The sequence below is a fragment of the Pseudomonas protegens genome (genome assembly GCF_013407925.2).
Taxonomy (GTDB): domain Bacteria; phylum Pseudomonadota; class Gammaproteobacteria; order Pseudomonadales; family Pseudomonadaceae; genus Aquipseudomonas; species Aquipseudomonas fluorescens_AP.
The window spans coordinates 3395145-3407337 of record NZ_CP060201.1 but is presented as its reverse complement, the minus strand read 5'-3'; the positions used below and the strand labels follow the sequence as shown (position 1 = coordinate 3407337).

At 63.1% G+C, this 12193-nt stretch carries 12 protein-coding genes; 6 read left to right on the top strand and 6 right to left on the bottom strand.

Going from position 1 to position 12193, the window contains the following annotated elements; translation table 11 throughout:
• Positions 1-27 precede the first annotated feature (27 nt).
• From GGI48_RS15715 to GGI48_RS15690, 6 genes are all read left to right on the top strand, one after another.
• Positions 28-1965 (top strand): type VI secretion system Vgr family protein, encoded by a 1938-nt coding sequence (locus GGI48_RS15715; protein ID WP_047306642.1) that lies wholly within the window; start codon positions 28-30, stop codon positions 1963-1965.
• 18 nt (positions 1966-1983) lie between these two features.
• Positions 1984-2409 (top strand): DcrB-related protein, encoded by a 426-nt coding sequence (locus GGI48_RS15710; RefSeq protein WP_179599086.1) that lies wholly within the window; start codon positions 1984-1986, stop codon positions 2407-2409.
• 9 nt (positions 2410-2418) lie between these two features.
• On the top strand, positions 2419-6879 hold the full coding sequence (locus GGI48_RS15705; protein WP_179599085.1) for an RHS repeat-associated core domain-containing protein: 4461 nt from the start codon (positions 2419-2421) through the stop codon (positions 6877-6879).
• Positions 6880-6894: 15 nt separating this feature from the next.
• Entirely contained in the window at positions 6895-7521 is a 627-nt protein-coding gene (locus GGI48_RS15700) for a hypothetical protein (RefSeq protein WP_179599084.1), read from the top strand.
• A 174-nt stretch (positions 7522-7695) separates the two neighbouring features.
• Positions 7696-8340 carry a hypothetical protein gene (locus GGI48_RS15695; RefSeq protein WP_179599082.1) on the top strand — a complete coding sequence of 215 codons (645 nt, stop codon included), beginning with the start codon at positions 7696-7698 and terminating at the stop codon, positions 8338-8340.
• A 52-nt stretch (positions 8341-8392) separates the two neighbouring features.
• Positions 8393-8998 carry an imm11 family protein gene (locus tag GGI48_RS15690; protein WP_179599080.1) on the top strand — a complete coding sequence of 202 codons (606 nt, stop codon included), beginning with the start codon at positions 8393-8395 and terminating at the stop codon, positions 8996-8998.
• Between the two features lie 18 nt (positions 8999-9016).
• Here the strand turns inward: GGI48_RS15690 and GGI48_RS15685 are convergent, their stop codons facing one another.
• The 6 genes from GGI48_RS15685 to GGI48_RS15660 all read right to left on the bottom strand — a co-directional run bounded on the left by GGI48_RS15685 (position 9017) and on the right by GGI48_RS15660 (position 12161).
• Entirely contained in the window at positions 9017-9265 is a 249-nt protein-coding gene (locus GGI48_RS15685; protein ID WP_179599078.1) for a hypothetical protein, read from the bottom strand.
• A gap of 54 nt (positions 9266-9319) precedes the next feature.
• Positions 9320-9652 (bottom strand): hypothetical protein, encoded by a 333-nt coding sequence (locus GGI48_RS15680; RefSeq protein WP_042940740.1) that lies wholly within the window; start codon positions 9650-9652, stop codon positions 9320-9322.
• Positions 9653-9826: 174 nt separating this feature from the next.
• Positions 9827-10090, bottom strand: a complete 264-nt coding sequence (locus GGI48_RS15675) for a hypothetical protein (RefSeq protein WP_179599076.1) — start codon at positions 10088-10090, stop codon at positions 9827-9829.
• Positions 10091-10130: 40 nt separating this feature from the next.
• Positions 10131-10415, bottom strand: coding sequence for an immunity protein Tsi6 family protein (locus tag GGI48_RS15670; RefSeq protein WP_047306647.1), 285 nt, complete (start codon positions 10413-10415; stop codon positions 10131-10133).
• Positions 10412-11704, bottom strand: a complete 1293-nt coding sequence (locus GGI48_RS15665; RefSeq protein ID WP_047306648.1) for a polymorphic toxin type 46 domain-containing protein — start codon at positions 11702-11704, stop codon at positions 10412-10414. Before GGI48_RS15665 ends, GGI48_RS15670 begins: the two co-directional genes overlap by 4 nt.
• A gap of 22 nt (positions 11705-11726) precedes the next feature.
• Complete coding sequence (locus GGI48_RS15660) at positions 11727-12161, bottom strand: DcrB-related protein (protein ID WP_016963851.1); 435 nt, start codon at positions 12159-12161, stop codon at positions 11727-11729.
• Between the last annotated feature and the right edge of the window lie 32 nt (positions 12162-12193).

The following is a 12193-nucleotide window of genomic DNA, read 5'->3' as shown; positions in this document are numbered from 1 at the left end:
TGCTTTCACCATTCAACGAGACCGACGATGTTATTTCAGCAATCCACACGACTGGCACAGGTCAACTGCCCGCTGGGACCGGACGTCCTGCTGCTCAAGAGCATGGGCGGCGGCGAGGAGCTGGGGCGCCTGTTCGACTACCAGCTGCAACTGACCTCCAGCGACGCCAACATCGACCTCAACCAGCTGCTGGGCAAACCCATGGGCCTCAGCGTGCAGCTGGACGGCGGTGGCCAGCGGCACTTCCACGGCATCGTCGCGCGCTGCAGCCAGAACATCGACAGCGGCCAGTTCGCCAGCTATCAGGTGACCCTGCGGCCCTGGCTGTGGCTGCTCAGCCGCACCTCCGACTGCCGGATTTTCCAGCACCTGAGCATCCCGCAGATCATCAAGCAGGTGTTCCGCGACCTGGGCTTTTCCGATTTCGAAGACGCCCTGAGCCGCCCCTACCGGGAGTGGGAGTACTGCGTTCAGTACCGCGAGACCAGCTTCGACTTCGTCAGCCGGCTCATGGAACAAGAAGGCATCTACTACTTCTTCCGCCACGAAAAGGACCGCCATGTGCTGGTGCTGGCCGACGCCTACGGCGCCCACAGCAGCGTGCCCGGCTATGCCACGGTGCCCTACTACCCGCGGGACGAGCAGCAGCGCGAGCGCGACCACCTGTTCGACTGGCACCTGGCCCAGGAAGTACAACCCGGCTCGCTGGAACTCAACGACTACGATTTCCAGCGCCCCAGCGCCCGGATCGACGTGCGCTCGGCCATGCCCCGGCCCCACGCCGCCGGCGACTACCCGTTGTATGACTACCCGGGCACCTACGTACAAAGCAGCGACGGCGAGCACTACGCACAGACCCGCATCGAAGCCCTGCAAAGCCTGCACGAGCGCATCGAGCTCAGCGGCAACGCGCGGGGCCTGGGGGTGGGCAACCTGTTCACCCTCAGCGGCTTCAGCCGCCAGGACCAGAACCGCGAATACCTGATCGTCGGCATCCGCTACTACCTGGTCCAGGAGAGCCTGGAAACCGGCGGTGGCGGCGGCTCGGCGCAGTTCGAAAGCCACCTGACCTGCATCGATGCCCAGCAGAGCTTCCGGCCCCTGGCCAGCACCCACAAGCCGATGGTCCAGGGCCCGCAGACCGCGCGAGTGGTGGGCCCGGCCGGGGAAGAGATCTGGACCGACCAGTACGGCCGGGTCAAGGTGCACTTCCACTGGGACCGCCACGACCAGTCCAACGAAAACAGCTCATGCTGGATTCGCGTGTCCCAGGCCTGGGCCGGGAAGAACTGGGGCTCGATGCAGATCCCGCGGATCGGCCAGGAAGTGATCGTCAGCTTCCTCGAAGGCGACCCCGACCGCCCGATCATCACCGGCCGGGTGTACAACGCCGAGCAGACCGTGCCCTACGACCTGCCGGCCAACGCCACCCAGAGCGGCATGAAGAGTCGTTCGAGCAAGGGCGGCAGCCCGGCCAACTTCAACGAAATCCGCATGGAAGACAAAAAAGGCGCCGAGCAGCTGTACATCCACGCCGAGCGCAACCAGGACATCGTGGTCGAGGTCAATGAAAGCCACTCGGTGGGCAACAACCGCAACAAGAGCATCGGCCACGACGAGTACGTGACCATCGGCAACAAGCGCACGCGCATCGTCCAGCACGTGGATGAGCTGACGGTGGGCGAGAAGAAGCTCGACAGCATCGGCCAGAGCTACGTGATCGAGGTCGGCGAACGCCTGCGCCTGGTGTGCGGGGCCAGCATCCTGGAGCTCAATGCCAGCGGCCAGATCAACCTGTGCGGGGTCAACATCAGCGTGCATGCCTCGGCCGATGCCGAGATCAATACCGGTGGCGTGCTGCACCTGAACAACGGCGGCGGCCCGGGCACCACCACCGAGGGCCAGGGTGTGCAGGGTGCCATCAGCGCCAAGGCCAAAGCCCCCTTTTCCGCCCCCAAAGGCTAATGAACGGATGCCCATGCCATGACCTATCGCCTCAATGAATTGCAGTTCCAGCTGCCTGCCAGCGAATTGCAGGACGCCTCGATCAACATCCTCAAGTTCCCGGCCCTGGGCACTTCGCTGATCGTCAGCCGCAGCCTGCTGGGCGACGGCGAAACCTTGGAGAGCAGCCTGGCCAGCCAGTTGCAGCGGCTGGAACAGCAAGTGCAGGAACTGCGGGTCAAGGGTCCGCAGCCGGTGCTGCTGGGCCCGGCCCAGGACATTCCGGGCCTGGAGCTGCGCAGCCAGTTCAGCAAGGGCAGCGAGCAGGTGTTCCAGTACCAGCTGGCCCTGGTGCTGCCCGGCACCCGGCAGATGCTCGCCATGAGCTACGTCAAGGCACAGAAGCTCGGCGACGTCGAAGCCGCCCATTGGGCGCAGATCAAGAACACCCTGGTGCTGGGCTGAGGCGGGCCCATGTCTGACGCGCTGTGGGCCGCCCGACTGGGCGACGGGCTGGAACACACCTCGGTGATGGCCGACATCCTCGGCGGCGTGCTGGAGGTAGCGGCCAACGTCGCCATCGGCGCCCTGGCGACCATGGCGGTGGCCGCGGCGGCGGGCATCACCGTGGCCACCGGCGGCCTCGGCGCCTGCGTGCTGGGGCTGGTGGTGGGCGTGGTGGTCGGCGTGGTCATGAGCAAGACCGGGGCCGACAAGGGCCTGAGCAATTTATGCGAGGGCTTCGCCAATGCCCTGTTCCCGCCCTCGATCCAGGCCACCATCGCCAGCGGCTCGAAAAAGGTCCTGACCAACAACAAACCGGCGGCCCGCGCGGCCGGTATCGCCCCGCCGTCGCAGATCAGCGGCGACGGCGCCGAGGAAGGCGAAGCCACCGACACCCCTTCGGCCACCCCGGAGGAAGGCCCGGGCTTTCTCGACATGGCCAAGGAATTCTTCTCGCAGATGTGGCGGCCCACCGTGGCCTCCCCGGCCCCTGGCTCGCAGACCAAGGAACTGGACCTGGTGACCTGCACCAAGCACCCGCCGATGCCCGTGCAGTACCTGGCCGAAGGCTCGGAAAAGGTCAGCATCGACGGCCAGCCGGCGGTGCGCAGCGGCGACCGCAGCACCTGCGACGCCAAGGTGGTGTCCGCCGGACCGATCTCCCCCGACGTGACCATCGGCGGCGGCTCGGTGGTGGTGCGCGAGATCCGCAGCGGCAAGACCCCGGGCGTGGGCCTGGCGGTGACCGTGCTGATGATGCTCAAGGGCGGCAAGGGCAAGTTCCTCAGCAACCTGCCGTGCATGCTGATGGCCGGGGTCAATTCCTTTGTCGTCAGCCAGGCGACCAATGCGCTGACCCAGGCCGTCGTCGCCTCGACCCATCCGGTGCATGCAGCAACCGGGGCCAAGGTGCTCGGGGCCGACGACGATCTGGACTTCACCCTGCCAGGGCTGGTGCCCATCGAATGGCAACGCTTCTACAACAGCCGCGACGAACGCCGTGACGGCCTGCTCGGGGCCGGCTGGAGCCTGCCTTACGAGGTCAGCATCCAGATCGAGCCCCATCCCGAGGGCGGCGAACGCCTGCTCTACATTGATGAGCAGGGACGCCGCATCGACATGGGTGCCATTGCCCTGGGCGGTGGAGCCTTCAGCCCCGGTGAAGGCTTGAGCGTGCGACGCAACGACAACGGGCAGTTGCTGATCGAAAGCAGCGACGGCCTCTACCGTCTGTTCGAGCCGCTGGCGAGCGATCCTTCGCGGTTGCGCCTGAGCCAGCTGGGGGACCGCAACGACAATCGCCTGCACCTGGAATACGACTCGTCCGGGCGGCTCTGGCTGCTGCGCGATACTTTTGAACAGGCGCAGCTCGAACTGGGCTACAGCACGCGCTGGCCCGGTCGGATTGCCCAGGTCGAACGGCTGTACCCTGACCAGCAACGGGAAGTGCTGGTCAGCTATGACTACGATGCCGCAGGGAACCTGGCACAGGTCCGCGATGGCGAAAGGCAGGTACAGCGGCGCTTCGCCTATGACGCCGGCCACCGGATGACCGAGCACCAGTTGGCCACCGGGCTGCGCTGCTTCTACCAGTGGACACTGTTCGCCGACCAGCAGTGGCGAGTGACGCGTCACTGGACCGACGAAGGCGATAGCTATCAGTACGACTATGATCTGGAGGCCGGAATCACCCAGGTCACCGACAGCCTGCAACGCATCAGCCGCCGTCGCTGGAACAGCCAGTTGCAGATCGTCGAGTACACCGACAACCTCAACCAGACATGGGCCTTCGAGTGGAACGACGAACGCCAACTGCTCAGCGCCACTGACCCCTTGGGAGGGCGCTATGCCTATAGCTACGACGAAACCGGCAACCTGATCGCCGAGACCGATCCTCTGGGGCACAGCCACTCGACCTTGTGGCTGGAGCACTGGTCGCTGCCACAGACCCTGACCGATCCTGCCGGCAAAAGCTGGCACTTGCGCTATGACCCCCGAGGCAATTGCATCGCCGAAACAGACCCGCTAGGCCAAGTGACTCAGTACCGCCACGACGCACACGGGCAGGTGGTGGAGATCATCGATGCCACGGGAAGAAGCCGGAAGATGCGCTGGAACTCGTCCGGGCAATTGCTTGAACACCTGGATTGCTCGGGCTATCCGACCCGCTTCGAATACGATCGACGTGGCAACGTGAAAGCCATCATCGATGCCCTTGGCGAGCACACCCGGTTCCATTACGACGGCCAGGGACGGTTGCTCAGCAGCCAACTGGCCGATGGCCGCGCCGAGCATTTTCAACGCGGCGGCAACGGCCAGCTGCAGGGCTACACCGACCCGTCCGGCTACACCACGCTCTACCAGTACAACCGGCGCGGGCAGATAAGCCAGCGCACCGACGCCCATGGCCGGCAGGTCCGATTCGACTATGACGCGTTCGGACGGCTGCTGGCGCTCACCAACGAAAACGGCGAAAGCTATCGCTTTGCCTGGGATGCCGGCAACCGTCTGAGCGAACAGCAGGACCTCGACGGCAGTGCCAAGCGCTATGGCTATGACCCACTGAACAACGTCGTCGAACTCCAGGCCCATGCCGCGCCTTATGGCTCCGGATTGAGCGCCGTGCCCGCGCAACCAATCGCACCAATCATCCACAAGTTCGAGCGCGATGCCGTGGGGCGGCTGCTGGCCAAGACCACGGACGATGGGCGCAGTCAATACACCTACGATCCCTTGAACCAACTGATCGCAGCCAGCTTTACCGACAACCTCGGCAACCAGCAGGCAGTGAGTTTCAGCTACGACGCCCTGGGCCAATTACTCGAAGAACACACAGCGGCCGGCAGCCTGAAACACCGATACGACGAACTGGGCAATCTGATTCAGACCCAGCTACCGGACACGCGCTGGCTCAATCGGCTCTATTACGGCAGCGGCCATCTGCACCAGATCAATCTCGATGGCCAGGTAATCAGCGATTTTCAACGTGATCGCCTGCACCGTGAAGTGCTGCGCACCCAGGGTCAGATCAGCACCCGCAGCGAATACGACCGTTGTGGCCGCCTGCGCGCACGCCTGCGGCATTCCAGCCTGCTGGCAAACACCTTGCCGACAGCCCCGGAACGGCACCTCGAGTACGACGACAGCGATAACCTGGTGGGCCTGGCCGAGCGGCATGTCAACGGCCAATATCGGCAACTGTTCCATTACGACGCGACCGGGCGAATCATCGCCAGCCAGGACGGCCTGCAGGGCCAGAAGGAAACCTTCGCCTACGACGCCGCCGCCAATTTGCTTGACGGCCCGAAAGCGGGCGCCGGGCTGGTGGTGCACAACAAGTTGCTGACCTACCAGGACAAGCGCTACCGCTACGATGCCTTTGGCCGAATGATTGAAAAACGCAGTGGTCGGCGAGGCGTGCAACGGTTTGCCTACGATGCCGAACACCGCTTGATCGAAGTGCGCAATCAGACCGCCAGCGGCGAAACCCTGGTCAGGATGAGTTACGACGTCCTGGGTCGACGCATCAGCAAGCGTGAGTACGACAGCCAGGGCAACCTTCTGGGTGAAACCCGATTCATCTGGGATGGCCTGCGGCTGCTGCAGGAACAGCGTAATCAACAGACCAGCCTCTATGTCTATGAAGACCTGGGCCACGCGCCCCTGGCGCGGGTCGATGGCCTCGGCGCGCAGCAGAAGATCCGCTACTACCACAACGACCTGAATGGCCTGCCCCACCAGCTTTGCGAGCCTGACGGCCACAGCGTCTGGCAGGCCCGCTATCAGGTCTGGGGCAACACCATCGAAGAAATACGCGAGCCCTACTACATCGAGGAGCAGAATCTCAGGTTCCAGGGCCAGTACCTGGACCGCGAGACCGGGCTGCACTTCAACACGTTCCGTTTTTACGACCCGGATATCGGGCGCTTCACCACGCCGGACCCCATCGGCCTGGCCGGAGGCTTGAACCTCTATCACTATGCTCCCAACCCGATCGGCTGGATCGACCCGCTGGGCTGGATCTGCAAATCGGCCTACAGCGGCAGAAGGGGCACTACAAAGGCCAAGGCCGACCTCGAGAGGAACGGTTTCACTGTGGTAGCTGAAGAACTGACCATGAAGGTCAAGCATCCTGTCACTCAGAAGTCCTACCGCATCAGGGCAGATATCATCGCCCAGGACAAAGCCGGCAACTACCACGTGTTCGAAGTCAAAAATGGCAGCGGCAAACTGACCAAGAACCAACAGGGATCGGGGATGTTCGACATGAGCAATACGGCCAATACCAACGGTGGCCTGGGTGGCGGCCTGATCAAACCGTCGGGCGCCACCCAAGGCCAGTTCGAAGTTGCGACCAAAAGCGGCAAAGGCACACCGTTCGGTGGAAATGGCGCACAGCATACGGCCAACTTCTGGCTTCTTCGCTATTGAACGAGTAATCGAGAAATGAAAGCAGACACCAAGGAATTGCGCAGCAACTTCGAAAAGGCACTCCAGCTTTTCTTGAAGAGCGAGCTCTCGGCTTATCCCGGAGTCAAAGTCACCCGGAACAAAGTGGTGATTGCCCATAAAGAGTCGGGCGCCGTGGCGACCTTGCATTTCGAGTACCTGGCCAACACCCGCGCCTACGAAATCATCATCTTCGTCGAACACCCGGCCCTGCAGGCGGAGATCGAGCGGATAAGCCCGCCCTACCCATCCAACCTGGCCAATCCGAAACTGGTCTACTGCATGTCGACGGTCAGCGAAAAAGACGGCTGTCCACTGCTGCCCGTGACCGAACAAGGCATTGAAAATACCTGCCAGGTGATGCTGCGCCGGCTCCAGGATGTTCACCTGCCTATCCTGTACAACCTCCTCAATGTCAGCCCCGCACTGGTGAGCGATGTCATCGAGAGGCCAAAGTATTACGCCTATCCGGTCCCGCTGATTGTTATCGCCTTGAAAACCAACGCAATCCAACCGGACGACGCAACGCTGGCGAAGATTCTGAGCGAGCAGACCCTGGGCTACACCAACAACCAGGAACTGAAAGAGTCGTTCAACAAGCAACTCCTGACGGCGCTGAACTGAGCAATTGCCGGAGTGCCGGGGCAGATCGCCGGACCGCGCTTTCTGGCGCGGCTGACGAGCGCCAGCACGGCCTGCAGCCCCTTATAGAACCGCGCCAAAGTCGCGGTTTTTTCAGTGCACGGCGAAAGAGCTGCTGGAGCACGATTGCCTGTGGCAGCTGAGGGAAATAACCCAATGAATGTCATGCACAACCCGGAGCTTGAAAGCCGGCGCAACACCCTCGGCAAGCTGTTCAAGCGTTATGAGCCGCAAGTTCACCAGCACTATCAGGCGATCAGGCAAGCCGTGATCCGCTGGGAGTATTCCCTAGGCCCGACCCTGGAGCTCATCCCCTTTGAACGCTTGATACCCAGCGTCAGCAGGGAGGGACAACCCCTGGCGTCGCTGAGCAAGGCCAGCCGTGAATCGAAGAATCTGCAGGCCTATGGTTTCGATGCCGACGGACAACTGATCCTGAGCATCAGCCGCTTTGACAAGGACGTGACCACCTACGGTGAAAACGTCCGCTATCGCCATCTGTTCGATGGCAAGGCCCTGATCGTCAACGCGCACATTTATGAAGCACGACCGGCGGAGTCGCGCCTGCTGTCCCTGTGCTGGACCTTTAGCGCCGACAACCTGAACCACTACCTGTCCGTCACGCCACCCAACAACTGGTACGTCCGCGTCGACCAGTTGCAAGCCGGGCGTGTCGCCAGGGCCTCGACCTTCGCCACCAGTTGGTTCAAGCAGCTCGACTATGACCTCGGCTATGACCCGGATCAGAGCCTGTCGACGGTCATGATCGGTGAGCACCTGCATTGGCAGCGCGGCAGCTGACAGGGTTCAAGGCTGGCCGGGAGTCTATTACCAGTAGGAACAGATGATGATCTTGAGCTGGAAACCTCCGATCCAATACAACCCGAAGCTGATCGGCTCCTACGACGTCGAGAGCGGTGCCTATCAAACCCCGGGCTCCAGTTTCGACTACCTGGCCCTGCTCGCCGGGCAGCCGTATCCAAAAGCGATGGATACGCCGCCGGTGTTTTTCCAGTGCAAGGCGAAAAAGCTGCTGGAGCATGATTGCCTGTGGCTGCTGGGGGGCATTCCCCTGGTGTCGGCGCGCCTGGCGGACTTTCTCCGCCAGCAGGCGCCGGCCGATGTCGAGCTGATCCAGCCCTTGCGCCTGGTGGCCGAGCATCAGGAGATCAGCCAGCCGTACTACATCGTCAACGCCATCCAGGCCGTGAAGGCCATCGACCACGCGCGTTCCGAAGCGGAGCGCGACGAAGACGGCACCCTGCTCTACTTCAACAAGACCTGGTTTCTCGAAAGCGCCCCGGGCATGGGCCAGATCGCCCGGGAGCCGGAGTCCGGCGACTTGTTGATCAGCGCAACCCTGGCCGACCGCTTGATCGACACTGGCTTCAAGGGTGACAAGGGACTGGGGCTGTACAGCGCCGAACGGCGTTTCGTGCCTTATCGGAACAATGCCTGAGGCCTGAAGGAGGCTGGATCAGATCGCCGAGCCGCGATGACTGCCCGGCTGGATGATCAGCAACCGTCTGGCGCGGGTGACCAATGCCAGCGCGGCGGGCAGGTCCTGTTCGAACCGCTCGAAGGTCGCGCGATCGATGGCGTAGAACTCCTCGTAGTCGACCACGCCGAGGCTGACCGGGAAGGAGACGTAGTGCTGGCCGCTGAGTGCTTCGATGCCCATGGAGAACATCTCCTCGCGATTGACCGACAGATCGATGAATTTCATCTCGGTCCCGTGTAAGACCGCCACTGAACAAGGGTGGTCCTTCGAGGCGGACGATCAGACCTCGACCAGGTGATAGCGTCCGGGCTCGCGCCAGGAAACCCGGGTGAAGGTGCCGCTGAGCAGGTTCATGTCGCGCAGGTATTCAAAAACCTCGGCCGGGCACCACTCCTTGCCATCGGCGAAGGCCACGCCGAGCGTGCGCAGGGCATCGAAGAGCTGCGCCTTGCGCCCGTCGTCCGCTACGTCCAGGGCATACACCCCCGGTTCGATCGTTGCGCCAAACCCCAGGGCCACCAGGGCCGCGTCCAGCGAGGCGTCCATGACCCGAACACGTACTGTGTCGGCATCCGCCTTTTCCACATAGGCCTGCAATTCTTGCTCAGTCACTTACAAACACCTCAGTTAAGGTTTTGACCTCACTCAGATACTGGCGCGGGGCCTGGCATAACGTTGCATGTGGCTACCGGGGCAATTTCTCTGATGTGGGATGGTCTGGCGCCCCAGCGACCAGCGGCTCGATCTCAACGAGATCAGGCTTCTTGAGGACTCCCAGAGGATGGATCAGATCGCCGAGCCGCGATTCTTGCCCGGCTGGATGATCAGCAGCTGATCCAGCTCGCGCCGTCTGGCGCGGGTGACAAATGCCAGCGCGGCTTGCAGGTCCTGTTCGAACCGCTCGAAGGTCGCGCGATCGATGGCGTAGAACTCCTCGTAGTCGACCACGCCGAGGCTGACCGGGAAGGAAACGTAGTACTGGCCGCTGAGTGCTTCGATGCCCATCGAGAACATCTCCTCGCGATTGACCGACAGATCCTTGAACAGCATGGCGCCCTCCGGCGGCATCACGGATAACCAAAGACGTGCCTCAGGGCAGGTCGACCTTCAAGCCACGCCCGGTCTGTACCGCCACGTAATATGCGTCTTTCAACGCCCGGGCCAGCTCCGGGTCGGTTTCGTCGAACTCCTTCACGGCAATGGCGCCAATGCTGATCTGGTGTAGCCCGGAGCGGTCCAGGCTGCGGTCCAGCAGCACCGCGCGAACGTACTGCAGCTGTTTTTGCAGGCTGTCGAAGACTTCGTAACCCGGCAGGACCAGGGCCCGCTTGGCCACCAGCGCCAGTGCGTGATCAATGTAGTCGATTGGTTTCATGGTCCACCGGAAGGAAGCGCGCCGAAGGCGCCTTTGTCATTGGAGAACAACTGCTGCGCCCCGCCCTTGGCGGGATAGGACTGCCCCTTGACCGACCAGAAGTCGTTGGTCGGCGCAGCCGTGCTGCGCAGGACCTGCACCTTGCGCGTTGTTCCATAGGAGTTGAGAACCTTGGGTTCAATGGTGTTGGCGGCGCGGTTGGTGCCCATGGGGTTGATCCCCAGCTCGGTCGGCTGTACCCGCGGGCTGAGAGTATACCAGTTGCCCTGGGGCGCTCCGGGGGACTGGTATTGCCACAGGTTCTTGCCGGGGGCCAGGGTCTCCACGCGCACCGGATGATTGAAATCCAGGCCGTTCATGTAGGACTGTGCATCGACCTTGGAATAGCCCTGGGACTCGAAGAAGTTCGCCGCCACTTCACGGTTGCCACGGTAGTTGATGTCGCCGTGCATGTCGCCGGAGCGGCCGAACTTCTGATTCAGGTAGGCACGCCGCGAGGTCAGCTCGGGCACCGCGGTCGCCGGTTTGCGCGCCGCCAGCTTCGGCCCCAGGCCCAGCAGGGCCATGCCGGCCACCCCTTGCAGCAGATCGCGATAACCCGGCCCCAGGCGGTCGCCCAGGTCCCCCAGCAGGGCCATGCCGCCATACACCGCGGCGCCCACTGCCAGGGCACCGGCCAATGCCGCTACGCCCGCCATGGCCGCCACTACCAGCCCGGCGCCGAGCGCCGCCAGCCCCAGCGCCTCCAACCCGGTGTGCATCCAGCCTTCGATATCCAGGACGAACGCCACCTGCACCGTGGGCCCGCCAATGAAGGTGTTTTCGCTGCCGGTCTTGATGTGGGCGCCGCAGACCATCTTGCTTTGCAGGCGCGCCGCCGGCTTGCCGTTGATGGTGACCTTGGCGCTGCCCTCGGCGATCAGTACCGGGAACGGCCAGATCGGGTGGTTCAGCGGCAGGCCGCTGCACGAGGACGAGTGATCCTGGCCCGCGCGCATGGCGTTGCGCAGGTTGATGCGGACATTGAAGCTGCCCTCCACCAGCACCCCCGTGCCGGGTTCGGGCAGGTTGAAGATCGTGCTCAGGCCCTTGGCGATCTGGAACATCGACAGGCCGCCGGCGGCGACCGAACCGGCGATGATGGCGATCGCCACACCACCGGTGGCCACGGTCGCCGCCACCACCGCGGCGCCGATCAGGGCGCCGACAACGGCTCCCGCCACCATCGCCGCCACGCCAAAACCGTGGGCGATTTCATCGCCCAGGCGCGCTGCTGCCAACATATCCATGGTGCGCTACTCAGCGAAGGGATCAGGCCCGCGAAGGCTGAGGCTTGAGGCTCTGCATGGCCTGTTTCCAGGCCGGCTCGTGGTGCACCAAGTCTTGCCGCGTGGTGGTCAGGGTGGTGATCAGCACTGCCGGCTTACGCTCGATGAACACCTGGCGCAGCATCAGCTCGCGGCCTTCGCGTTGCCAGCTGTAGTCCAGCAGGACCGAGGCGTGGCCGTGCATGTCGAAGTCCCAGCGCTTGATCAGGGTGAAACCCGGCAGTTGCTGCTCGGCGCTGCTCAGTTGCTGGGCCACGTAATCGGCGAATGAGGCCTCGCCCTGGCTCGGGTCGCGGCTGATGACGAAGCTGGCTTCCTGGGCGCCGCCCACGGCCGGCAGCTTGAAGATGTTGATGCTCTGGTCCTGCCAGGCGTCAGGAATATCGAGATCGGCTTCTTGAATGCGGTAGGAGGACAAGAGATTCGCGTTCCATGCTGAAAGGGTGATTC

Coding starts and splice junctions, on each gene's coding strand:
- GGI48_RS15705 (WP_179599085.1), top strand. CDS start 2,419: ATGTCTGACGCGCTGTGGGCCGCCCGACTGGGCGACGGGCTGGAACAC.
- GGI48_RS15685 (WP_179599078.1), bottom strand. CDS start 9,265: ATGAAATTCATCGATCTGTCGGTCAATCGCGAGGAGATGTTCTCCATG.
- GGI48_RS15715 (WP_047306642.1), top strand. CDS start 28: ATGTTATTTCAGCAATCCACACGACTGGCACAGGTCAACTGCCCGCTG.
- GGI48_RS15710 (WP_179599086.1), top strand. CDS start 1,984: ATGACCTATCGCCTCAATGAATTGCAGTTCCAGCTGCCTGCCAGCGAA.
- GGI48_RS15670 (WP_047306647.1), bottom strand. CDS start 10,415: ATGAAACCAATCGACTACATTGATCACGCACTGGCGCTGGTGGCCAAG.
- GGI48_RS15675 (WP_179599076.1), bottom strand. CDS start 10,090: ATGCTGTTCAAGGATCTGTCGGTCAATCGCGAGGAGATGTTCTCGATG.
- GGI48_RS15695 (WP_179599082.1), top strand. CDS start 7,696: ATGAATGTCATGCACAACCCGGAGCTTGAAAGCCGGCGCAACACCCTC.
- GGI48_RS15665 (WP_047306648.1), bottom strand. CDS start 11,704: ATGGATATGTTGGCAGCAGCGCGCCTGGGCGATGAAATCGCCCACGGT.
- GGI48_RS15700 (WP_179599084.1), top strand. CDS start 6,895: ATGAAAGCAGACACCAAGGAATTGCGCAGCAACTTCGAAAAGGCACTC.